The sequence below is a fragment of the Herbaspirillum sp. GW821-FHT09A12 genome (genome assembly GCF_059418325.1).
Map to the genome: position 1 here is coordinate 1 of NZ_JBWKPR010000001.1, position 21,000 is coordinate 21,000.

At 63.2% G+C, this 21,000-nt stretch carries 19 protein-coding genes; 13 read left to right on the plus strand and 6 right to left on the minus strand.

Annotation, left to right across the window (positions count from 1 at the left end):
• Positions 1-202 precede the first annotated feature (202 nt).
• The 3 genes from AC07N6_RS00005 to AC07N6_RS00015 are packed head-to-tail and all read right to left on the minus strand — an operon-like array spanning position 203 to position 3,242.
• Positions 203-1,135 carry a LysR family transcriptional regulator gene (locus AC07N6_RS00005; protein ID WP_494780279.1) on the minus strand — a complete coding sequence of 311 codons (933 nt, stop codon included), beginning with the start codon at positions 1,133-1,135 and terminating at the stop codon, positions 203-205.
• A 48-nt stretch (positions 1,136-1,183) separates the two neighbouring features.
• A complete protein-coding gene (locus tag AC07N6_RS00010) occupies positions 1,184-2,578 on the minus strand; it encodes a sensor histidine kinase (protein WP_494780280.1) in 1,395 nt (464 codons plus the stop codon).
• Entirely contained in the window at positions 2,571-3,242 is a 672-nt protein-coding gene (locus AC07N6_RS00015; RefSeq protein WP_141912450.1) for a response regulator, read from the minus strand. Before AC07N6_RS00015 ends, AC07N6_RS00010 begins: the two co-directional genes overlap by 8 nt.
• A gap of 154 nt (positions 3,243-3,396) precedes the next feature.
• On the opposite strand from AC07N6_RS00015, the gene AC07N6_RS00020 reads away from it, so the two are divergent.
• The 7 genes from AC07N6_RS00020 to AC07N6_RS00050 all read left to right on the plus strand — a co-directional run bounded on the left by AC07N6_RS00020 (position 3,397) and on the right by AC07N6_RS00050 (position 9,643).
• Positions 3,397-4,443, plus strand: a complete 1,047-nt coding sequence (locus AC07N6_RS00020; RefSeq protein WP_494780281.1) for an ABC transporter substrate-binding protein — start codon at positions 3,397-3,399, stop codon at positions 4,441-4,443.
• Between the two features lie 70 nt (positions 4,444-4,513).
• Complete coding sequence (locus AC07N6_RS00025) at positions 4,514-5,527, plus strand: ABC transporter substrate-binding protein (RefSeq protein WP_494780282.1); 1,014 nt, start codon at positions 4,514-4,516, stop codon at positions 5,525-5,527.
• A gap of 149 nt (positions 5,528-5,676) precedes the next feature.
• On the plus strand, positions 5,677-6,504 hold the full coding sequence (locus AC07N6_RS00030; protein WP_494780283.1) for an ABC transporter ATP-binding protein: 828 nt from the start codon (positions 5,677-5,679) through the stop codon (positions 6,502-6,504).
• 41 nt (positions 6,505-6,545) lie between these two features.
• On the plus strand, positions 6,546-7,400 hold the full coding sequence (locus tag AC07N6_RS00035; protein ID WP_494780284.1) for an ABC transporter permease: 855 nt from the start codon (positions 6,546-6,548) through the stop codon (positions 7,398-7,400).
• 129 nt (positions 7,401-7,529) lie between these two features.
• Positions 7,530-8,936 (plus strand): DHA2 family efflux MFS transporter permease subunit, encoded by a 1,407-nt coding sequence (locus tag AC07N6_RS00040; protein ID WP_494780285.1) that lies wholly within the window; start codon positions 7,530-7,532, stop codon positions 8,934-8,936.
• 120 nt (positions 8,937-9,056) lie between these two features.
• Positions 9,057-9,323 carry a type II toxin-antitoxin system Phd/YefM family antitoxin gene (locus tag AC07N6_RS00045; RefSeq protein ID WP_494780286.1) on the plus strand — a complete coding sequence of 89 codons (267 nt, stop codon included), beginning with the start codon at positions 9,057-9,059 and terminating at the stop codon, positions 9,321-9,323.
• Positions 9,320-9,643 (plus strand): type II toxin-antitoxin system RelE/ParE family toxin, encoded by a 324-nt coding sequence (locus AC07N6_RS00050; protein ID WP_494780287.1) that lies wholly within the window; start codon positions 9,320-9,322, stop codon positions 9,641-9,643. Before AC07N6_RS00045 ends, AC07N6_RS00050 begins: the two co-directional genes overlap by 4 nt.
• 325 nt (positions 9,644-9,968) lie before the next feature.
• Here AC07N6_RS00050 and AC07N6_RS00055 read toward each other — a convergent pair whose 3' ends face one another.
• Both AC07N6_RS00055 and AC07N6_RS00060 read right to left on the minus strand, forming a co-directional pair.
• Complete coding sequence (locus tag AC07N6_RS00055) at positions 9,969-10,661, minus strand: Fe2+-dependent dioxygenase (protein WP_494780288.1); 693 nt, start codon at positions 10,659-10,661, stop codon at positions 9,969-9,971.
• 26 nt (positions 10,662-10,687) lie between these two features.
• A complete protein-coding gene (locus AC07N6_RS00060; protein WP_494780289.1) occupies positions 10,688-12,871 on the minus strand; it encodes a TonB-dependent receptor in 2,184 nt (727 codons plus the stop codon).
• 349 nt (positions 12,872-13,220) lie between these two features.
• Between AC07N6_RS00060 and AC07N6_RS00065 the strand changes: the two genes are divergently transcribed.
• From AC07N6_RS00065 to AC07N6_RS00085, 5 genes are all read left to right on the plus strand, one after another.
• Positions 13,221-13,883 (plus strand): response regulator transcription factor, encoded by a 663-nt coding sequence (locus AC07N6_RS00065; RefSeq protein ID WP_141912464.1) that lies wholly within the window; start codon positions 13,221-13,223, stop codon positions 13,881-13,883.
• A 21-nt stretch (positions 13,884-13,904) separates the two neighbouring features.
• A complete protein-coding gene (locus AC07N6_RS00070; protein WP_494780290.1) occupies positions 13,905-15,275 on the plus strand; it encodes a sensor histidine kinase N-terminal domain-containing protein in 1,371 nt (456 codons plus the stop codon).
• Between the two features lie 97 nt (positions 15,276-15,372).
• Positions 15,373-15,591 (plus strand): hypothetical protein, encoded by a 219-nt coding sequence (locus AC07N6_RS00075; RefSeq protein WP_494780291.1) that lies wholly within the window; start codon positions 15,373-15,375, stop codon positions 15,589-15,591.
• Positions 15,588-16,094, plus strand: coding sequence for a SecDF P1 head subdomain-containing protein (locus AC07N6_RS00080; RefSeq protein WP_494780292.1), 507 nt, complete (start codon positions 15,588-15,590; stop codon positions 16,092-16,094). The genes AC07N6_RS00075 and AC07N6_RS00080 overlap by 4 nt, the downstream gene beginning before the upstream one ends.
• Before the next feature lie 141 nt (positions 16,095-16,235).
• On the plus strand, positions 16,236-16,892 hold the full coding sequence (locus AC07N6_RS00085) for a DUF1345 domain-containing protein (protein ID WP_494780293.1): 657 nt from the start codon (positions 16,236-16,238) through the stop codon (positions 16,890-16,892).
• Positions 16,893-16,970: 78 nt separating this feature from the next.
• Here the strand turns inward: AC07N6_RS00085 and mgtA are convergent, their stop codons facing one another.
• A complete protein-coding gene (mgtA, locus tag AC07N6_RS00090; RefSeq protein WP_494780294.1) occupies positions 16,971-19,733 on the minus strand; it encodes a magnesium-translocating P-type ATPase in 2,763 nt (920 codons plus the stop codon).
• A 983-nt stretch (positions 19,734-20,716) separates the two neighbouring features.
• Between mgtA and AC07N6_RS00095 the strand changes: the two genes are divergently transcribed.
• On the plus strand, positions 20,717-20,899 hold the full coding sequence (locus AC07N6_RS00095) for a hypothetical protein (RefSeq protein WP_494780295.1): 183 nt from the start codon (positions 20,717-20,719) through the stop codon (positions 20,897-20,899).
• Positions 20,900-21,000: the final 101 nt, after the last annotated feature.

A 21,000-nucleotide genomic window follows, 5' to 3' on the forward strand; every position in this document is an offset into this window, starting at 1 on the left:
TTGGCTTACTTTTCTTGGCGAGACAAGAAAAGTGAGCGGCTGCCGGGCCGCCCCCGGCGCTCCGCTCCGACCGGAGAAAGAAAAGACTAAAGCCAGTACATCGACACGAAGCAAGAGCAGACTACCCCACAACATCAAACCAGTACATCGACCAGCAGCAAGAGCACTGTCACGAATTCAGAAAAGATCGGTAATGCGAACACTAGTCATCCAGCCAGGTGGCGCCCGGCCATGCTCCTTGCGCCAGTTTCTGCTTGATCAGGTTGCGCAATTCGGTCGCGGCGCAGCGCACGGCGATCGAGGAACGACGCGTCAGCGCCTGGGCCAGCACGATCTTGCGATGCACCGCCTGCTTGGAGATCGGCGCGGCGGCAAAGCGGCCCGCCGCCACGTCGTCGAAGACGGCCACGCCGGGCAGGATGGTGTAGCCGATGCCTGAATGCACCAGGCTTTTTTGCACGTTCATGGCATTGGTTTCAGCCACCACATTGAGGTGCAGGTCGGCCAGCGAACAGGCGCGATCCAGCAGGGAGCGCACGCCGTGCGGCAGCGCCGGCAGCACCAGCGGCAGTTCGGCCACGGCGCTCAGGGCCAGTTCGCCGGACAACGACAAGCCGCTGTCGGGCAGGCCCAGCACATAGAGGGTTTCGTCGACCAGCGGGGTCGCCTCCAGCAGCGCCGACGGCTTGGGTTCATACATCAGCGCCAGATCGACTTCGCCATCCTCCAGCCATTGCTGCAGGTAGCCGCCGAAGCCGACCGAAATATTGACCGTCAACTGCGGATAGAGCCGGCGCAGGTGATTGACCAGCGACGCCGCCAGCAGGTCGCTGGTGCTGGGCAGCAGCCCGACGGTGACCGCGCCGGTGACCGCGCCCGGGGCCGGGATGATTTCGGCCTTGGCCTGGTCCAGCTCGTGCAGCGCGCGGCGCGCGTGGCTGGCCAGGATCTTGCCGGCCTCGGTCAGGTCCATGCCGCGCCGGCCGCGCTCGAACAGCGCCGTGCCGACGTCTTCTTCCAGCAGGCGCAACTGGCGCGATACCGCCGGCTGCACGATATGCAGCAACTCGGCCGCGCGCGTGACGCTGCCGGTTTCGGCGATGGCCAGTAATGCCCGCAATTGCTTGACGTCCACTTGATCTCCTTGTGATCGCTGCCCGTCGCCATGGCGACGCCGGCAAGTTTAACCCGGCAGCGCGGGCAGCCTGACCGTCGCCACCAGGCCGCTGCCTTCTGCCGGGGCATCCAGTACCACGCTGCCTTGCGAGGCTTGCACGATTTCGCGCACGATGGCCAGGCCCAGGCCGGAACCGGGCTGGTCTGGCGCGGCGTTGCGATAGAAGCGCTCGAACACGCGCTCGCGCACTTCGGCCGGGATGCCGGGGCCGTTGTCGCTGACGGTGACGACAAATTGCCCGTTACCTTCATTGCCGTCCTCATGCGCGATGCCCACCGTCACCTTGCCGCCGTCGGGCGTGTAGCGCAGGGCGTTGTCGATCAGGTTCATCAGCATGCCGGCCAGCTGCGCTTCATTGCCGTTGACCGGCGCGCGCTCCAGTTCGGTTTCCAGGCCGAGGTCGATATGCTTTTTCAGCGCCAGCCCGGCCAGTTCTTCCAGCACCGTGGCGGCGACCGCCATGAGGTCCACCGGCCCGCGCGGGAAGGCGCTGCTGTTGGAGGCTTCGGCCTGCGACAGTTGCAGCAGCTTGTTGGTCAGGTCGGTCATGTTGCGGCTGCTGTCGTGCAGCGCGGCCAGCACCTGCGGCAGGCGCGCCGGATCGTCCAGCTGGCGCGCGAACTGGATTTGCGAGTCGATCACGGTCAGCGGCGTGCGTAGCTGGTGCGCGGCGTCGGCAACGAAGCGCTTTTGCACGATCACCTGGGCATTGAGCCGCTGGATGTACTGGTTGATCGCTTCCACGATGGGGCGCAGCTCCAACTGCAATTGCCCGGTGCGCAGCGGCGTGAGCGAATTGGGGTCGCGCGCGGCCAACTGGTCTTTCACCGCCAGGATGGGGCGCAGCTCTATCGTCAGGCCCAGCACCACCAGCGCCACCGCCAGCAGCAACAGTACGATCTGGCGCCGCAGCGACGGTTGCCACAGGTCTTCCAGCATTTCCTGGCGGCCCTGCATGGTCTGGCCCACCGACACCGCCACCATGCGCAGCGTGCCTTCGTCATACAGCGCGCGGATGTAGCTGGCCACGCGCAGCGCGCGGCCGTCGAACACGGTGGTGGTATAGACCGGATGGATGGCGGCGAAGTCCGGGTCGACCGGGAAGTCGGGGCGGCCGGCCAGGAGCGTGGTGTCGTCCATCAGCACCTGGTAGTACACCGCATCCTGCGCCGGCGAGGCGAACATCTCCAGGGCCGCCGGCGGCACCGACACCACCGGCGCGCCATCCTGCCAGGTCACCTGGCCGGCGATCATGCGGGCCGAGGCCAGCAGGGCGCGGTCCTGGATCAGCGTGGCGCTGGAGACGGCGTTGTCATAGGCGTCGCTGGCCGAGAGGCCGACGTATACCGTCATCGGAATCAGCAGCCACAGCAACAGCCGCAGGCGCAGGCTGTCAATCATCTTTTTGCTTGAGCAGGTAGCCCAGCCCGCGCAGGGTCATGATGGCGGCGCTGGAGGCATCCAGCTTCTTGCGCAGGCGCGAGATGTAGATTTCGATGGCGTCCGCGCTGGGTTCTTCCGACAGGCTGAAGATGCCTTTCATCAGGGCGGTCTTGGACACCGTCTTGCCCTGCTTGAGCATCAGGATTTCCAGCACGTCGTGCTCGCGCGCCGGCAGCGCCAGCGTGTTGCCGGACACCGCGAACTGGCGCGTGTTGCTGTCGTAGACCAGGTCGCCGCAATGGATTTCGGCGGCCTTGTCGGGCGTCTGGCGGCGGATCAGCACCTTGATGCGGGCCACCAGCTCGCGTATCTCGAAGGGCTTGACCAGGTAGTCGTCGGCGCCGGCACCCAGGCATTCCACCTTTTCGTCGATCGAGCCGCTGGCAGTCAGGATCATCACCGGAACGCCGTTGTGGCGCTCGCGCAGGCGCCGCAGGACGTGCTTTCCGCCCAGTTTTGGCAGCATCAGGTCGAGCAGCACCACGTCGTAGTTTTCATCCCGCAGAACCTGGTCGGCGATCTCGCCGTCAGCCGCGATATCCACGCTGAACTTGTGTTCTTTCAGGATCTGTTCAAGCCAATGGGCGAGCTGCGGGTTGTCTTCGATCAGGAGCAATTTCATGCAAATGTCTCGTTGGTTTTGTTGCGGTGCAAATAAAAAAGCGGTTTTTTGGAAAGCTGGATGAAGGTTTCGGCTTCTTAGAATACGCGGGCAAATCAATAAAAAGTAAAGATGGCGCCAGACCATCCATCACCAACATCAGGAGACAATCATAATGCGTCAAGACGCCCGTGTGTTCCAAGCTTCCGTTATTCGCCGTTCCCTGCTGGCGCTGGGCGCTACCGCCGTGGCGGCGGCCGCGCTGGTGCTGTCGGCTCCGCAGGCCCATGCGGCCGACAAGATCACCATCATGGTCGGCGGCATCAACAAGCTGATCTACCTGCCGCCCAAGCTGGCCGAGAACCTGGGGTACTTCAAGGAAGAGGGCCTGGACGTCGAGCTGCAGTCGCAGCCGGCCGGGGTGGACGCCGAGAATGAACTGCTGGCCGGCGCCGTGCAGGCGGTGGTGGGCTACTACGACCACTCCATCGATTTGCAGAGCAAGGGCAAGGAAGTCACCTCGATCACCCAGTTGCTGCTGGTGCCGGGCGGCATGGAAATGGTGCGCTCCGACCTGGCCGGCAGCGTCAAGAGCATGGCCGACCTGAAGGGCAAGACGCTGGGCGTGACCGGCCTGGGCTCTTCGTCCAGCTTCATCGCGCAATACCTGGCCAGCCGCGCCGGGCTGAAGACTTCCGACTATTCGATGCTGCCGGTGGGCGCGGGCAATACCCTGATCGCCGCCATGAAGCAAAAGCGCATCGACGTGGCCTGGACCACCGAACCGACCACCTCCATCCTGTTGGCCTCGGGCGACGCCAAGGTACTGGTCGACATGAGCAGCGTGGACGGCACGCGCAATGCATTGGGCGGCCTGTATCCGGCTTCCAGCGTGTACGTCAACCGCGCCTGGATGAACAGCCACAAGGCCGAGTCGCAAAAGCTGGCGCGCGCCTTCGTCAAGACCCTGAAGTACATCCAGACCCATACGCCGGAAGAGATCGCCGACAAGATGCCCAAGGATTACTACGGCGGCGACAAGAAGATTTACGTACAGGCGCTCAAGGCTTCCATGCCGATGTATTCTCCCGACGGCAAGATGCCGGCCGGCGGCCCGGAACAGGTGCTCAAGGTGATGGCCGGCTTCAACCCCAACATCAAGGGCAAGAACATCGACCTGTCGAAGACCTATACCAACGAGTTCGTCGACCAGGTCAAGTAAGGCAAACCGTACAGGGCTTAGAATCTGCAGGTTTCGCCTGCGCCCAGGCACTGTCCAACAGGAGATTGACATGAACAAGAATATCCGCCGCACCCTTTTGTCGCTGGCCGTGGCGAGCGCCGCCCTGGCCGCGCTGCCGGGCCAGGCCTTTGCCGCCGGCAAGATCACCATCATGGTGGGCGGCATCACCAAGATGGTTTACCTGCCGGCCAAGCTGGCCGAGCAGCTGGGCTATTTCAAGGAAGAAGGCCTGGACGTCGAGCTGCAATCGCAGCCGGCCGGGGTGGACGCCGAGAACGAACTGCTGGCCGGCGCGGTGCAGGCGGTAGTGGGTTTCTATGACCACTCGATCGACCTGCAGACCAAGGGCAAGGAAATCACCGCCATCACCATCTTCGGCCAGGTGCCGGGCGAAGTGGAACTGGTCGCCACCAAGGCCGCGCCCAACTTCAAGAGCATGGCCGACGCCCGCGGCAAGACGCTGGGCGTGACCGGCCTGGGCTCGTCGACCAACTTCCTGACCCAATACCTGGCATCGCGCCACGGCATCAGCTCCAAGGAATTCTCGGTGCTGCCGGTGGGCGCGGACAACACCTTCATCGCCGCCATCAAGCAAGGCCGCATCGACGCCGGCATGACCACCGAACCGACCGCGTCGCAACTGCTCAAGACCGGCGACGCCCAGGTGCTGGTCGACATGCGTACCGTGGAAGGCACCGTCCAGGCGCTGGGCGGCTTGTATCCTGCTTCCAGCCTGTATGTGCAGCGCAGCTGGCTCAACGGCCACAAGGATGAGGCGCAAAAGCTGGCGCGCGCCTTCGTCAAGACGCTCAAGTTCATCCATACCCATAGCGCCGAACAGATCGCCGACAAGATGCCCAAGGATTATTACGGCAACAACAAGGCACTCTATGTGCAGGCCCTGAACAACTCGCTGCCGATGTATTCGGCGGACGGCAAGATGCCCAAGGGCGGCCCGGAAACCGTGCTGGCCGTGTTGTCGGGCTTCAATCCGAACGTCAAGGGCAAGCACGTGGACCTGTCCCGGACCTACACCGACGAGTTCGTGAACCAGGTGAAGTAAGCCTGCCCACCTGACGGGACCGGAGGAGAGGAGCGGGACCGCTTCTCTTGCGGCAGCAGCACCGGTCCCTGTTTTCTCCGATTTTTCGCCAACGACCATGATGCGTTCCACGCGTCAGGGGATCACTCAGCCCAGGAAAGAGCATCAAGATGAATGCGATCAACCCCAACGCTTTCGCCAAACCAGCCGCCGGCAGCCAGGAAACGCCGGCCATCGAACTGCGCAATGTGACTTGCCGCTTCATCACCGCGGATGGCAAGGCCACCGTGGCGCTGCGCGACTTTTCCATGAGCGTGGCGCGCGGCGAGTTCGTCGCCGTGGTCGGTCCCACCGGCTGCGGCAAGTCCACCACGCTGTCGCTGATCACCGGCCTGTTGCAGCCGACCATGGGCGAAGTGCGCGTGATGGGCCAGCCGGTCAACGGCATCGATCCGCGCATCGGCTTCGTGTTCCAGAACGACGCCGTGTTCCCGTGGCGCAGCGTGCGCGACAACGTCGCCGCCGGCCCGATGTTCCGCGGCCAGTCCAAGGCGCAGGCGCACCAGCTGGCCGACGAATGGATCCGCCGCGTCGGCCTGGACAAGTTCGGCGACCACTATCCGCACCAGTTGTCGGGCGGCATGCGCAAGCGCGTGGCGCTGGCGCAAACCTTCATCAACAGCCCCGAGATCCTGCTGATGGACGAGCCGTTTTCCGCGCTCGACATGCAGACCCGTACCCTGATGCAAGACGAGCTGCTGCAATTGTGGTCGGCCCATTCCGGCTCGGTGGTGTTCGTCACCCACGACCTGGAAGAGGCGATCGCGCTGGCCGACAAGGTCTACGTGCTGACCGCGCGCCCGGCGACCCTGAAGAGCGTCTACCCGATCGACCTGCCGCGCCCGCGCGTCATGGAAGAGGTGCGCTACGAACAGCGCTTCATCGACATCTCGCGCAAGATCTGGAGCGATCTGCGTGAAGAAGTGCATATCGCCTGATTTGCAGGCCGGACAGAAACCAACAAACACAGGTGAGCAACATGACACAAGCACAAACCACACACAACGCGGCGATGCAGGATATCGCCGCGGTCGAAGCCGAGGCGCAGCGCAAGATCCGCGGGCGCCGCAACCTGGTCATCGGCCTGCGCATCGCCATCCTGGTGGTGGTGCTGGGCGGCTGGGAACTGTTCGCCCGCATCGGCTGGATCGATCCTTTCTTCTTCTCGCAGCCGACGCTGATCGTGGCCCAGATCTATGAATGGATGGTCGAAGGCACGTCGCAAGGTCCGTTGTGGACCCAGGTGCTGGTGACGTTGGAAGAGACCGTGCTGGGCTTTTTGATCGGCTCGGTGGCCGGCGTGATCGCCGGCATCGTGCTGGGCCGCAACAAGCTGCTGTCGGACGTCTTCAGCCTCTATATCCAGATCGCCAACTCGATCCCGCGCGTGGTGCTGGGCTCGATCTTCGTGATCGCCTTCGGCCTGGGCATGGCCTCCAAGGTGGCGCTGGCGGTGGTGATGGTGTTCTTCGTGGTGTTCGCCAATGCCTTCCAGGGCGTGCGCGAAGCCGACCGCTACATGATCGCCAACGCCCAGATCCTGGGCGCGTCGCGCCGCCAGGTGACGACCGCGGTGGTGATCCCGTCGGCGCTGTCGTGGATCCTGGCCAGCCTGCACGTCAGTTTCGGCTTTGCGCTGGTGGGCGCGGTGGTGGGCGAGTTCCTGGGTTCCAAGCAGGGCATCGGCTTGCTGATCTCGACCGCCCAGGGCGCCTTCAATGCCAGCGGCGTGTTCGCGGCGATGATCGTGCTGGCGGTGGTGGCGCTGGCGGCGGACTGGCTGTTGCATGCACTGGAGCGCCGCCTGTTGAAGTGGCGTCCGCAGGCCTTCTGATCGGGATGCGCCAAACGATTTAAAATAGCGGCACTGCTTCGAAGAAAGCAACATCCAATCAGCGGGGACACCGAAGCGGCAGGCTTTTGTGTCCCCGCCGCTTTTTCCGCGCCCAACCTTTCTCAATCCATGTCCGCCCAACGTCCAGACCAGCTGTCCGAACCTTCCGCCAAGTCTTCCGACATGTCACAGCGCGCGCTGCTGTGGATCGTCGCCTCCGGCTTCTTCATGCAGACGCTGGATACCACCATCGTCAACACGGCCTTGCCGGCCATGGCGCACAGCCTGGGCGAGCCGGTGCTGGCGATGCATCCGGTGGTGGTGGCCTACACGCTGACGATGGCTTCGCTCACCCCCGCCTCGGGCTGGCTGGCGGACCGCTTCGGCACGCGCAAGATGTACTTCGCCACCATCCTGGTGTTCGTGATCGGTTCCATCCTGTGCGCCACCGCGCATACGCTGCCGCAACTGCTGGCCGCGCGCGTGGTGCAGGGCATCGGCGGCTCGATGCTGCTGCCGGTGGGGCGCCTGGCGGTGCTGCGCAGCGTGCCGGGCGCGCAATATATCGCGGCGCTGGCCTCGATTTCGATCGCCGGCCAGCTGGGGCCGGTGGTGGGGCCGGTGCTGGGCGGCTGGCTGGTGCAGAGCCTGTCGTGGCACTGGATCTTCCTGATCAACGTGCCCATCGGCACCGTCGGCATGCTGGCCGTGCTGCGCTACCTGCCCAACGACTTGCTGCCGGCCGCGCCGAGGTTCGACGTGCTGGGCTGCGCCCTGCTGTCGGGCTGCATGGTGGCCTTTTCGCTGGCGCTGGATGTGCCTTTCGATACCCACCGCGGCATCTGGAGCGCGGTCTTGTTCGTGCTGGCGGCGCTCACGGTCTGGTTTTACTGGCTGCATGCGCGCCGTCATGAGCGGCCGCTGTTTCGCCTGGGCTTGTTCAGGGAACCCAACTTCAGCGTCGGCCTGGCCGGCAACCTGGTGTGCCGCATCGGTTCCTCGGCGGTGCCGTTCCTGTTGCCGCTGCTGCTGCAGGTGCGGCTGGGCTATTCGCCGCTGCAGTCCGGCCTGGTGCTGCTGCCGGCGGCCATTGCCGGCACCATCGCCAAACCGTGGATCGCGCCGCTGGTCAAGCGTTACGGCTATGACAATTTCCTGCTGGTCAATACCTTGCTGGTGGGCGGCGCCATCGTGTCGTTCGCGCTGATTACGCCGGATTGGCCGCTGGCCGCAGGCATCGCCCAGTTGGCCGTGTTCGGCGCTTCCAACTCGATGCAGTTCGCGGCCATGAACAGCGTGACCCTGAAGGGCCTGGACAAGAACGATGCCGGCAGCGGCAACAGCCTGTTCTCGATGGTGCAGATGCTGGCCATCGGCCTGGGCGTGACCATCGGCGGCACGCTGGTGAACCTGTTCAAGGACGATTCGGGCGCGGCCACCAGCTTCAGCTTCCAGATCACCTTCGTGATCGTCGGCGTGATCACCCTGGTCTCGGCCTGGGTGTTCCGCAAGATGGACCCGCGCTACTTCAAGTGAGGATTCGCGCCAAGACCCGGGTTCGCCATGCCTGGATTGCCAAGATGCAATGCTGCAATCGTACATTGACAGGTCTGAATTCAGACTTTATTCTTCCTTGTCGATAGTCAGGGAGCCATCATGTCTCTAGCAGGCCACATCAAGCCCATTACGTATCTGAAATCCAATGCGGCGGAAATCATCAAGGAATTTGCCGTCAATCCCGAGCCCATCATCATCACGCAAAATGGCGAAGCCAAGATGGTGGTCATGGATATTCATGAATACGAGAGGCAGCAAGAGACTTTGGCGCTCTTGAAGTTGCTGGCGATGAGCAACAAGGAATTCGAAGCGGGCAAGTATCAAGAGGCTGACGAGTTCTTTGCCGACATGCAGAGCAAGGAATGAAAAGAGTCTTCATCTCTCATTCAGCCAAAAGAGACTTTTCCGAAATCAAGACCTATGTGATCGCAAAATTTGGCGTCATCCATTGGAACAAGATTGCCAGCGAATGGCACGAGAATTTGAAGAAGCTTGCCAGGCATCCCGAGCTTGGGGTTGGCATTGTGGAGTTGAGTGGAACCGGGCACTCCAATTACAGGAAATACCGTCACAAGAACGTGTACGCCGTCTACTCCTTCAATGCCAATGAAATCAGGGTGCATATGTTTATCCCCGATATGAGGGATTTCAGGGCTCATCTGCTTAACCGGATACTGGGCCAATAGGGCGTGATCTCAAGCGCCGACAAGGCTGAAGCCTGCGGGAAAACGGAATAAAAAATAATCTTTTGGAATAAAAATGGCCAGTTATGCGACTGGCCATTTTTCATTGGCGTCGCTAGGGCCTGTTAACATTTAATTTGCGAGATGCAACCTCCGGGAGCAGCCAGCAAGCGTCGCCTGCCGTTGTTGTGGCTCCTTGCCGTAGCACCACTACGACGCGTCGCCACGCCTAGGCAGACAACGCTTGCTGGACACTCGCACTCGTAAATTAAATGTTAACAGGCCCTAATGCCACGCGTGCAATTGCGCGGACCCGGGAGGGCGCTGGCTAGGTATCGCCCCATTGGCGCAGCAGGTTGTGGTAACAGCCCACCAGCGTGCGCCGCGCGAGTTCGTCGGCGTTGCTCTGGTTGAGGCGCTGGATGGCGTTGTCCATGTCGAACAGCATGCCGCGCCTGGCGTCGTCGCGCACCAGGCTTTGTACCCAGAAGAAGCTCGCCACGCGCACGCCGCGCGTGACCGGGGTCACGTTGTGCAGGCTGGTGGCGGGGTAGAGCACCAGGTCGCCGGCATCGAGCTTGGCGCTGTGCATGCCGTAGGTATCTTCGATTTGCAGCTCGCCGCCGTCATATTGCGCGGCATCGGCCAGGAACAGCGTGGCCGAGATGTCGGTGCGCAGCTTGCGGCCGTTGTGCGGGTGGATGCGCACGCTGCCGTCCACATGCGCGCCGAAGGCCATGCCCTCGCCGTAGCGGTTGAACATCGGCGGGTAGACCAGGTTGGGCAGGGCGGCGCTGATGAAGCGCGGGTTGCGCTCCAGCGCGCCGGTGATGATGCGCTGGCATTGCAGCGCCACGTCCGAACGCTCATCGATCTGCTGGTTGAACTTTACCGGCGCGCCCTGGTAGCCCGCCGTCACGCGTCCGTCCACCCATGCCGATGCCGCCTCCCTGCCATCGAGCAACTGGCGCACGGCCTGGACCTGTTGCTGGTCGAGCAGCTTGGGGATGGTGATCAGCATGGGGCGGATTTTCCGGTGGATGGTTTTTACATGCGGTAATTGACCGACAGCATCGCGGTGCGGCCGTTGCCCGGCACCGAACGTCCGCCGTCGGACTGGATCAGCGCATCGTAATACATCTTGTTGGTCAGGTTGAACAGGTTCAGGCGGATATCGTAGTCCTTTTGCAGGTAGGCCAGGCTGGCATCCCAGCGGGTGTAGCCGCCGACCTGCACCGTGTCGGCGGCATTGGCATAGCGCTGCGACATGTAGGTGGCGCCGCCGCCGGCCTGCCAGTGCGGGGCGATGTCGTAGGTGCTCCAGGCGGTCAGCGTGTGCTTGGGCGTGTTGGCCGGAATCTTGCCCAGCGTGCCGTCCAGGCCGGAGGCGTCGATCACCTTGGCGTCCAGGTAGGTGTAGTTGGCGGCGACCTGCCAGTCGCGCGTGATGCGGCCGGTGGCGCCGGCGCGCGCGCCGTTCACGCGCACCGTGCCTTGCAGCTCGTAGACGCCGGTGGATACCTGGCTGCGCGCGTTCTGCTTGGTGATCTGGAAGGCCGCGGCATTCAACGCCAGGCCCTGGGCCACATCCCACTTGCCGCCGACTTCATACGAGCGGTTCTTTTCCGGATCGAGGGCCTGTTGGCCGCTGGTGCCGGTCAACTGTTCCAGCGAGGGGTTGAACGAGGTGCCGTAGGAGAGGTAGTAGGACTGCGCCGCGCTGGGCTGCCAGATGGCGCCGGCGCGCACGCTCAGGAAGTTGACGGTCTGGCTGGCCGAGGCCGGTGCGCTGACGGTGTTGCTGATGCTCGCGATATAGCGGTCATAACGCAGCCCGCCGACCAGTTTGAATTCCTTGGCCAGTTCCATGGTGTCGTTGGCGTAGACGGCCAGGGTGTTGGCCGAGCCGCCCGCATGGTTGCCGGCGACTTCCGGCAGGCTGGAATTGGCCGCCGTGTAGCCCGGGTTGGCGAGCGACACGCAATCCACCATGCCGGTGGCCAGCGCGGTGCCGTTGCAAGTGCCGGTGCGCGAATAGGCCTGGTTGTCGTAGCCGTCATGGCCGACTTCGACGCCGGCCAGCAGTTCATGCTTCATGCCCAGGCCGTTGAGCTTGGCCGTCAATTCGGTCTGGTTGAAGATCGAGTAATCGTGGATGTCGCGGTCGTGGCTTTGGCCGCGCACGTACAGGCTGGACAGCGGCAGCGCGCTGGCTGCGCCGGTCAGCGCGGTGAAGGTGCCGCCGGCTACGGTGCCGATGGTGTTGGGCGCGGTTTCGACCGCATTGGTGTGCACCCAGTTGAACTGGGTCTGGTTGCGCAGCGTGACGTCCGGCGTGATCTTGTGCCTGACGCCGGCCGACAGCGCCACCACGTCCTGGTTGGTGCGGTCGCTCAGCAAGCCATACGCGGTATTGCGGTCGACATTGACCGGATGGCCGTTCAGCGGCGGCACGCCATAGTCGGGCATGTCGTGGTTGTGCTGGAGCAGCGCGGACAAGGTGATTTCGGTGGCGGTGCCGATCCCGGCCACATAGGAGCCGGCCAGGCCGAAATCCTGCACATTGCTCTGGTTGCGGGTAGTGGCCGGACCGTTTTGCGCCATCGCTTCGAGGCGCATGGCCGAGGTGTCGGAGAGCTTGTGGTTGTAGTCGGCGGTAGTGCGCACCAGGCCGTTGGTGGTGGCCGATGCCGATACCTCGGTGGCGTCCTTGAGGTTGGCTTTCTTCGATACCTGGTTGATCACGCCGCCGGTCGAACCGCGGCCGAACAGCATGGAAGAGGGGCCCATCAGGACTTCGATCTCGTCCAGCGCGAAGGTGTCGCGGTAATACTGGCCGCGGTCGCGGAAACCGTCGAGGTAGATGTCGGTGCGGGCCGAGAAACCGTTGAGGTTGATGTTGTTGCCGATCTGGCCGCCTTCGGCGCCGCCCAGCGTGATGCCGGAAACGTTGCGCAGCGCGTCGGCCAGCGAGGTCACGCCTTGCGATTGCATCTGCGCCTTGTTGACCACGGTGACCGACTGCGGCACGTCGTGCAGGTCGGCCGGCAACTTGGACAATGCGCTCGGACCGGGGGCGAAGTCGTCGCGCTTGCCTTCGACCGTGACCGGCGCGAGCTGGCCGGCGTTGGCGTCAGGGGAGTTGTCGGGAGTGGCCTGTTGGGCGTACAGCGGCACAGGGGCGGCGAATACTGCGACCAGCGCAGCGGCGATTGGCGAAAGACGGTTCATGTTCTGATGGACGGTTGGGTTGGCGCGAAGGAAAGGTCGCGCGGGAGCGGGACATTCCGTTGGCTGGCTAATCCGACCTTGCATGACCGTTTGGCTGGCTGAAAACTGTACTGGATGCTGTTCTTGGAAATGAGGTGGATTCTCATTCGCATGACCGGCCAGATTAAATCCCGGGCCTGACTGAATGCTGTCGAATGGCTGACAATGCGCTGACTGTGACGGAAATGAAACAAAATGCAATAGACGTAGCAGGCGCTTTACAATCGCCCGTTTGCAGCATTCACGGGGCTGCAATACGATGTTCCGGTTCGCAGATGTTTTGCGCCGTTTTTCTTCTCGTGAAGTCCCTATGAACGTTTTGCTGGTCGAAGACGACCCGGTGCTCACCGACGGCCTGTCGCGTGTGCTCAATTCCCATGGATTCACCGTCCATACCGTCAATAACGGTACCGATGCGCTGTCGCAGCGTTTCAATGCGTCGGTGCTGGTGCTTGACATCGGCCTGCCCGGCATCGACGGCTTCGAAGTGCTGCGGCGCATGCGCGCCTCCGGCAACAATACGCCGGTGCTGCTCCTGACCGCGCGCGACACCATTCCCGACCGCGTGCATGGCCTGGAGCTGGGCGCCGACGATTACCTGGTCAAGCCTTTCGCCACGCCCGAGCTGGTGGCGCGCATCAAGGCCCTGGTTCGCCGCAGCGCGCCGCAGCCGGCGCAACTGTCGGTGGGCGGGCTGTCGCTGGACAACGCCACCAAGCGCGCCGACATCGATGGCCGCAAGATCGAATTGTCGCTGCGCGAATGGACGGTGCTGGAATACCTGATGCAGCATGCTTCGCGCGTGGTCTCCAAGCAGCAGATCATCGACGCCGTGCTGCCCTGGGGCGAAGACTTCACCATCAACGCGGTGGAGGTCTATGTCTCGCGCATCCGCCTCAAGATCGCCGACTCGGGCGTGGCCATCCGTACCATCCGCGGCTTCGGCTACATGCTCGAAAAGAGCGAGAGCTGATCGTTGCGCTGGCCTGAACGCATGCCGGTCCTGCAGCCCAGCATCCGGCGCGACCTGCTGAAGTGGCTGATTGCGCCGCTGCTGCTGATCAACCTGGTGGGCGCCGGGTTCACTTACTGGCTGGCCTGGCTGCCGGCCCAGCATGCGTTCGACCAGAACCTGATGGATTCGACCTGGGGTTTGTATGCCCAGGTGCGGCACCGCCAGGAAAAGACCTCCGCCGAGCTCACCAAGCAGGCCGAGCAGATCTTGCGCAGCAACCATTCCGACACCACCTTTTTCGCCGTACGCAATATCAAGGGCGAGATCATCCTGGGCGACAAGGGCTTTCCGCCTCTGCCCGACAGCGACGTGTTCGAGCGGCCCATCAATTACGACGCCGAGATGCGCGGCGAGCCGGTTCGCATCGCCGCGCTGCAGGTACGGGTCAAGAATGGCGTGATTTCGGTGGCGGTGGCCGAGACGGTGCGCAAGCGCAATCGCGCCCATTACACGATCCTGCTGTCTTTCCTGGCGCTGGATGGCGTGCTCACCTTCATCTCGCTGACTGCCGTGCTGGTGGCGGTGCGGCGCGGGCTCAAGCCGCTGCAGGCGCTGCAGGGCAATCTGGAGCAGCGCGGCCACGGCAAGCTGGGCGCGATCGACAGCGCCGGTTCCCCGGTCGAGCTGCTGCCGCTGATCGGCGCCATGAACCAGCTGATGGAGCGCATCAGCAAGGGCGAGCAGGCGCAGCAGAATTTCCTGGCCGACGTCGCCCACCAATTGCGCACGCCCTTGACCGGCCTCAAGCTGCAACTGGAGCTGCTGCACGCCAAGCACCGCGATGAGCCCGACACGACGCGTTCGCTGGAGATGATGAATTCCTCGGTCGAACGCATGATCCGCCAAAGCCGCCAATTGCTGGCGCTGGCGCGTTCCGAGCACGGCCAGTTCGAGCAGCGCAACCTGGAAAACCTGTCGCTGGACAAGCTGGTGGAAGAATCCATCCAGCATTTCATTGAAGAGGCAGACAAGAAACAGATCGACCTCGGCTTCGACCTGCGGCCCGGCCGTATGCGCGGCGACCGTTTCCTGTTGTCCGACCTGATCGACAACCTGATCGACAACGCGGTGCGCTATTCGCCGCCGCACAGCAGCGTCACCGTGCGTTGCCAGGAGCAGGACGGGGCGACCTTGCTGACGGTGGAAGACTCCGGCCCCGGCATCGCCCCCGAACACCGCGAACTGATCTTCGACCGCTTCTACCGCGCCAACGACAAGGTGGCCGGCAGCGGCCTGGGACTGGCGATCGTGCGCGAGATCGCCCGCGACCACGGCGCCGTGATCTCCCTCGATTGCGGCGAGGCCAGGCAAGGCACGGTCTTCACGGTGCGCTTCCCGTTGGCGGCCTGATCCTTTCTCATCTGTAAATTGCTATCGGGTAATATTCAGAACCTCGCGCACGCCCCTGTGTCTAATCGCCTTCAACGCGACCGAGACCGGAGGCGACATGACGGATAAAGTTTTACAGAACGGCACCCACATCGCTCGCTATGATGCGATCGAAAAACCCGACCACGCCTATGAGGCGCAAGTCTTCGTGCGCCTGGCGCGCGAACCCGAGATCGCCGAAACCTATATTCCGGCCGGCATTTATCCCACCGAGGAAGAAGCCCTGGCCGGCGCCCGCGAACGCGCCAAACGTGCGCTGAAGGAGAATGAATTTTGAGCGCGCCCATCCCTTTGTCATTCGCCGGTTCCCGGCGCCGCCGCCTGCTGGGGCTGGCCGCCGCAGGCGTGGCGCTGCTTGCGCTGGCCGGCTGCGGCAGCACCGGCGCTATCTCGCCATCGAACCCGTTCGAGTTGCGCGGCGCCACCAGCGTGCCGACGCCAGGATGGATCAAGGCCGAGAACAGCGATGTTCCTGGCAGCGTGGTCTATCTTGCGCCCACGGCATTGCTGGACGCCGCCGACGTCCAGCGCGCCACCGCGCAAAAGGATGCGGCCGGACGCGCCATTTTGCTGCTGCAGTTTTCGCCCAGCGGGACGGCGCGCCTGACCGCCGGTTCGCGCCAGCTGGTGGGACGCCAGCTGGCGGCGGTGGTCGAGGGGCGCGTGACCAACATGGCCGCGGTGCAGGGGCCGCTGACCATCAATAGCATGGCGCTGACCGGCTTCAAGAGCTTTGACGAGGCCACCCGCGTGGCGCATCTGATCTCTTCTTCCAGGTAAGCGCGAGGTAGCGGCAGCGAGCCGGGCGTGAAGGGAAAATGGCTGAAGCATGCTATGTTTCAGCCATGTTTTTTTTGGACGGCGGTTGTTGCGCTTGTTGCGTCTGCCGATGTCCACCCATTCCTCTAGCCCATCGATGCCATGTCCGTTGCCCGCAATATAGTCCAGGTCCACCCGCGCTTGCTGATCGCCATCCTGGTCGGCATTGTCTGCGGCTTGCTGATTCCCGCCGGTTCGCTGGTCACGCACTGCCTGATCGGCTGGAACGCCGGCGTCTGGACCTACCTCGTCACGATCTGGCTGATGATGTATTGCGCCGATGCCCAAGACGCCAAGCGCCTGGCCGAGGCCGAAGACGAGAGCGCGCAACTGGTGCTGTGCATGGTCTGCATCGCCGCCATTGCCAGCCTGCTGGCGATCCTGCTGGAACTGGCCGGCAGCAACCACGGCCACGACGGGCGCTTGCTGCGCTACGCGTTCACCGCGGCCACCGTGTTCGGTTCCTGGTTCCTGATCGGCACGATCTTCACGTTGCACTACGCACGCCTGTTCTACGCCCAGGACGACGATCCGCAGGCCTTGCCGCTGCGCTTCGTCGATGGCGAGGCGGCCCCCGATTATTGGGATTTCCTGTATTTCTCCTTCACCATCAGCGTCGCCGTCCAGACCTCCGACGTGGGCGTGGCCACGCGCTCCATGCGCCAGGCGGTGCTGGCGCATTCGCTGATCTGTTTCGTCTTCAATGCCGCCATCATCGGCCTGTGCATCAATATCGCCGCCGGCCTGGCCGGAAACTGAATCCAGGCGACGGGCCAAAGAAAAAGGGTTGCCTTTGCAGGCAACCCTTTTTCATTGCAGCCAACCGCGCGGATCGGCTTATTGCCAGCCGTAGCGCTTGGCATACCAGCTCTTCATGAACTGGATCAGCACCGCGTACGCCAGCAGGATCGCCGCCAGCCACGGGAAGTAGGACAGCGGCAGCGCCTCCAGCTTGAAGTAGTGCGCCAGCATCGACATCGGGATGAAGATGCCGATGGCCATGATGATCAGCGTCATGCCCAGCAGCGGCCACGAGGCGCGGCTCTGCAAGAAGGGGATGCGCCTGGTGCGGATCATGTGCACGATCAGCGTCTGCGACAGCAAGCCCTCGATGAACCAGCCGGACTGGAACAGCGTCTGGTGGTCCGGCGAATTGGCGCCGAAGACGTACCACATCAAGGCGAAGGTGGTGACGTCGAAGATCGAGCTGATGGGGCCGAAGAACACCATGAAGCGGCCGATGTCGGCGGCGTCCCAACGCTGCGGCTTTTCCAGGAATTCCTTGTCGACGTTGTCGAACGGGATGGAGATCTGCGACACGTCGTACAGCAGGTTCTGCACCAGCAGATGCAACGGCAGCATCGGCAGGAACGGCAGGAAGGCGCTGGCGATCAGTACCGAGAACACGTTGCCGAAGTTCGAGCTGGCCGTCATCTTGATGTACTTGAGCATGTTGGCGAAGGTCTTGCGGCCTTCCAGCACGCCTTCTTCCAGCACCATCAGGCTCTTTTCCAGCAGGATCAGGTCGGCCGCTTCCTTGGCGATATCCACCGCGGTGTCGACCGAGATGCCGATATCGGCCGCGCGCAAGGCCGGGGCGTCGTTGATGCCGTCGCCCATGAAGCCGACCACGTGGCCCTTGTCGTGCAGCACGCGCACGATGCGTTCCTTGTGCGTCGGGGAGAGCTTGGCGAACACGGTGACTTTTTCGACGACCACGGCCAGTTCTGCGTCAGTCATCTTCTCGACGTGCGAACCGAGCAGCATGCCGTCCACTTCCAGGCCGACCTCGCGGCAGATCTTGGCGGTCACCAGTTCGTTGTCGCCGGTCAGGATCTTCACCGCCACGCCATGCTCGCGCAGCGCGGCCAGGGCCGGCGCGGTCGATTCCTTGGGCGGGTCGAGGAAGGCGATGTAGCCGATCAGCACCAGGTCCGACTCGTCGGCCAGGCTGTAGGTTTCCTTGGTCGGCGGCAGGTCCCTGGCGGCCACGCCCACCACGCGCAGGCCTTCGGCGTTCAGGCTGCCGGTGGTCTCGCGGATTTCGGCCAGCAGCTCGGGGGTCAGCGGCACGATTTCACCATTCAGGCGCGCATGGGTGCAGACCGAGACGATCTCTTCCACCGCGCCCTTGCAGATCAGTTCGTGGTGGTCTTCACGCTCGGACACCACCACCGACATGCGGCGGCGCTGGAAATCGAAAGGGATTTCATCGACCTTGCGGTAGGCCGAGGCGATCGACATTTCGCGCTGCAGTTCGGCGTGTTCCAGCACGGCCACGTCCAGCAGGTTCTTCAGGCCGGTCTGGTAATAGCTGTTCAGGTAGGCGTACTGCAGCACTTCGTCGTCGAGTTCGCCGCGGATGTCGGTGTGGCGCTCCAGGAAAATCTTGTCCTGGGTCAGGGTGCCGGTCTTGTCGGTGCACAGCACGTCCATCGCGCCGAAGTTCTGGATCGCGTCCAGCCGCTTGACGATCACCTTCTTGCGCGACAGGGCGACGGCGCCCTTGGCCAGCGTCGAGGTGACGATCATCGGCAGCATTTCCGGCGTCAGGCCGACGGCCACCGACAGGCCGAACAGGAAGGCCTCGACCCAGTCGCCCTTGGTGAAGCCGTTCAGGAAGAACACCACCGGCGTCATCACCAGCATGAAGCGGATCAGCAGCCAGCTGACCTTGTTGACGCCGGCCTGGAAGGCGGTGGGCGTGCGGTCGGTGGCGGTCACGCGTTCGGCCAGGGCGCCGAAATAGGTGCGCTTGCCGGTGGTCAGGACCACGCCGGTGGCCGAGCCGCTGACCACGTTGGTGCCCATGAAGCACAGGTTTTCCAGCTCCAGCGGGCTGCTGGCGTCGGTGTTGGCCGGGTTGACGAACTTTTCCACCGGCAGCGATTCGCCGGTCATCGCGGCCTGGCTGACGAACAGGTCCTTGGCCGACAGCAGGCGCAGGTCGGCCGGGATCATGTCGCCGGCGGAGAGCAGCACGATGTCGCCCGGCACCAGCTTCTTGATCGGCAGCTCGATACGCTTGGCGCCCTTGGGATGCAGCTTGATGTCGAAGTAGCGCTGGGCCTCGGCGGCGAGTTCCTCGACCAGGTCGTGGCGCACCACGGTGGCGGTGTTGCTGACCATCGCCTTGAGCTTGTCGGCGGCGGTATTGGAACGCGCCTCCTGCACGAAGCGCAGCAGCGTCGATATCACCACCATGGTGCCGATCACGATGGCGGCCTTCATGTCTTCGGTATAGAACGAGACCGCGGCCAGGAGCGTGAGCAGCAGGTTGAACGGGTTCTTGTAGCAGTGCCACAGGTGCACCGGCCAGCTCAGCGGCTTTTCATGTTCGACTTCATTGGGGCCGACTTCGGCGCGGATGGCGTCGGCTTCGGCTTCGGTCAGGCCGTCATGGCGCGATTTCAGGCGCTGCAGCAGCTCGGCGGCATCGCAGCGGGCCGCTTCGTTGAGTTGCTGGGCCAGGGTTTGCGGGATCTCCTTGGTCACCGGCGCGCTGCGGAACATGTCCATTCCAAGGCGACGGAAGTGGCGGTCCATTCCGCGTGCGCGGATGAAGCCGGCGAAGGTCTCTTTCAGCAGGTTCAGGTTCATGGCGTACTTCTTTTCATGTTGTTTTCGCCGCCAGGGCGGGGTGGGGCGAAGTGGCTTGCGGTCCGATGCGCAAGGCCGGGCGGGCCGGATGCGCATTCAGGTGGCGTCGTCAGGCGGCCCGAGTCAGGACTCTAACGGGCTTGCTTGACGGATCGATGACAAACATCGGGTCTTCGTGTTTTTTTCTGTCGCATTGCAGCCTCCGCTTCGGTTGGGCGGAGTCCCTTTCACAGGCGCCTGTGCGGCGCCGGCAGGCGATGCGGGCCGGGCGCGGTTGCGCCTGCCCGCGAGGCCGTCCGGTTGCGGGCCAAGCCGGTGCACTGGCGCAGGCGTCTGCCGGCCGCAACGAAGCGGCGGCAAAAAGCTTGCGTCGCTGGTTGCGGTGCAACCAGCGCCATGCGGCCAAACTGTGGCCCGCCGCGTCGACAGCTATGCCTGCGGCGGTCGGTCGTCGATCTGTTGTCGTGAGGGAAAAACGATGCGGCGGAATATCGGGAAGAAAACGCGGGGGCCGCGCCTGGACTTCTTCCGGCCACTGGCAGCCTGCGGCCGCCAAGTGTCATTCCGTATGCATTGAGATACCGCCATCTGCCTGATTGCAAGATGACGGCAGGAGGATGTCCTGTTCGATCTTGCCGAGGCTTAACCGGGGATTAACCGGCAACAACTGTCACCCGAACAAGTGCCCATGAGAGGGGCTCCAAAAAAATGAGAACGGGCGAATTCTACGCTCGCGCTTAAACGAGGGTCAAGGCAAATCCGGCCGTCTGCTGAAAATTTGTGCGTTCGCAACAATGCCGTGAGCGCGCTTTATCGCTGCTGTGCAGCAACGAATTGTCGGCGGCGCTGCTTGTTTTATATGACACGAGGCCTATACTCAAAGCACAAAGTCACGCCGGGCAAGGCTGGCAGCGATGCCATGCCGTCCGATGCGAATAATTCGAAAGCGGTTCGAATGTGAAGGCTGAATGAGGAGACGCATCATGCCGAACATCATCATGAACAATCTGGTGTTTTTCATCCCGATGACCTTGGCCGGTCTGTTGTTATGCGGCGAGGTGCCGGTCGCCTCCAAGGTGGTTCGAACCGGTTGCAGGGCAATCGGCGCGGTGTTCGGCGCGTTGCTGGCGCTTTTAGTGCTGGAGGCTCTGCCAGTGCTAATTTAGCGGGCATTGCGCCCGCTTTGCCGCTCGTTGCGGCAGTGGCAGGGGCATCGGCGGAGACCACTTTTTTTGGAGAGTTCAGGTCTTTCACTGTACGCCGATTG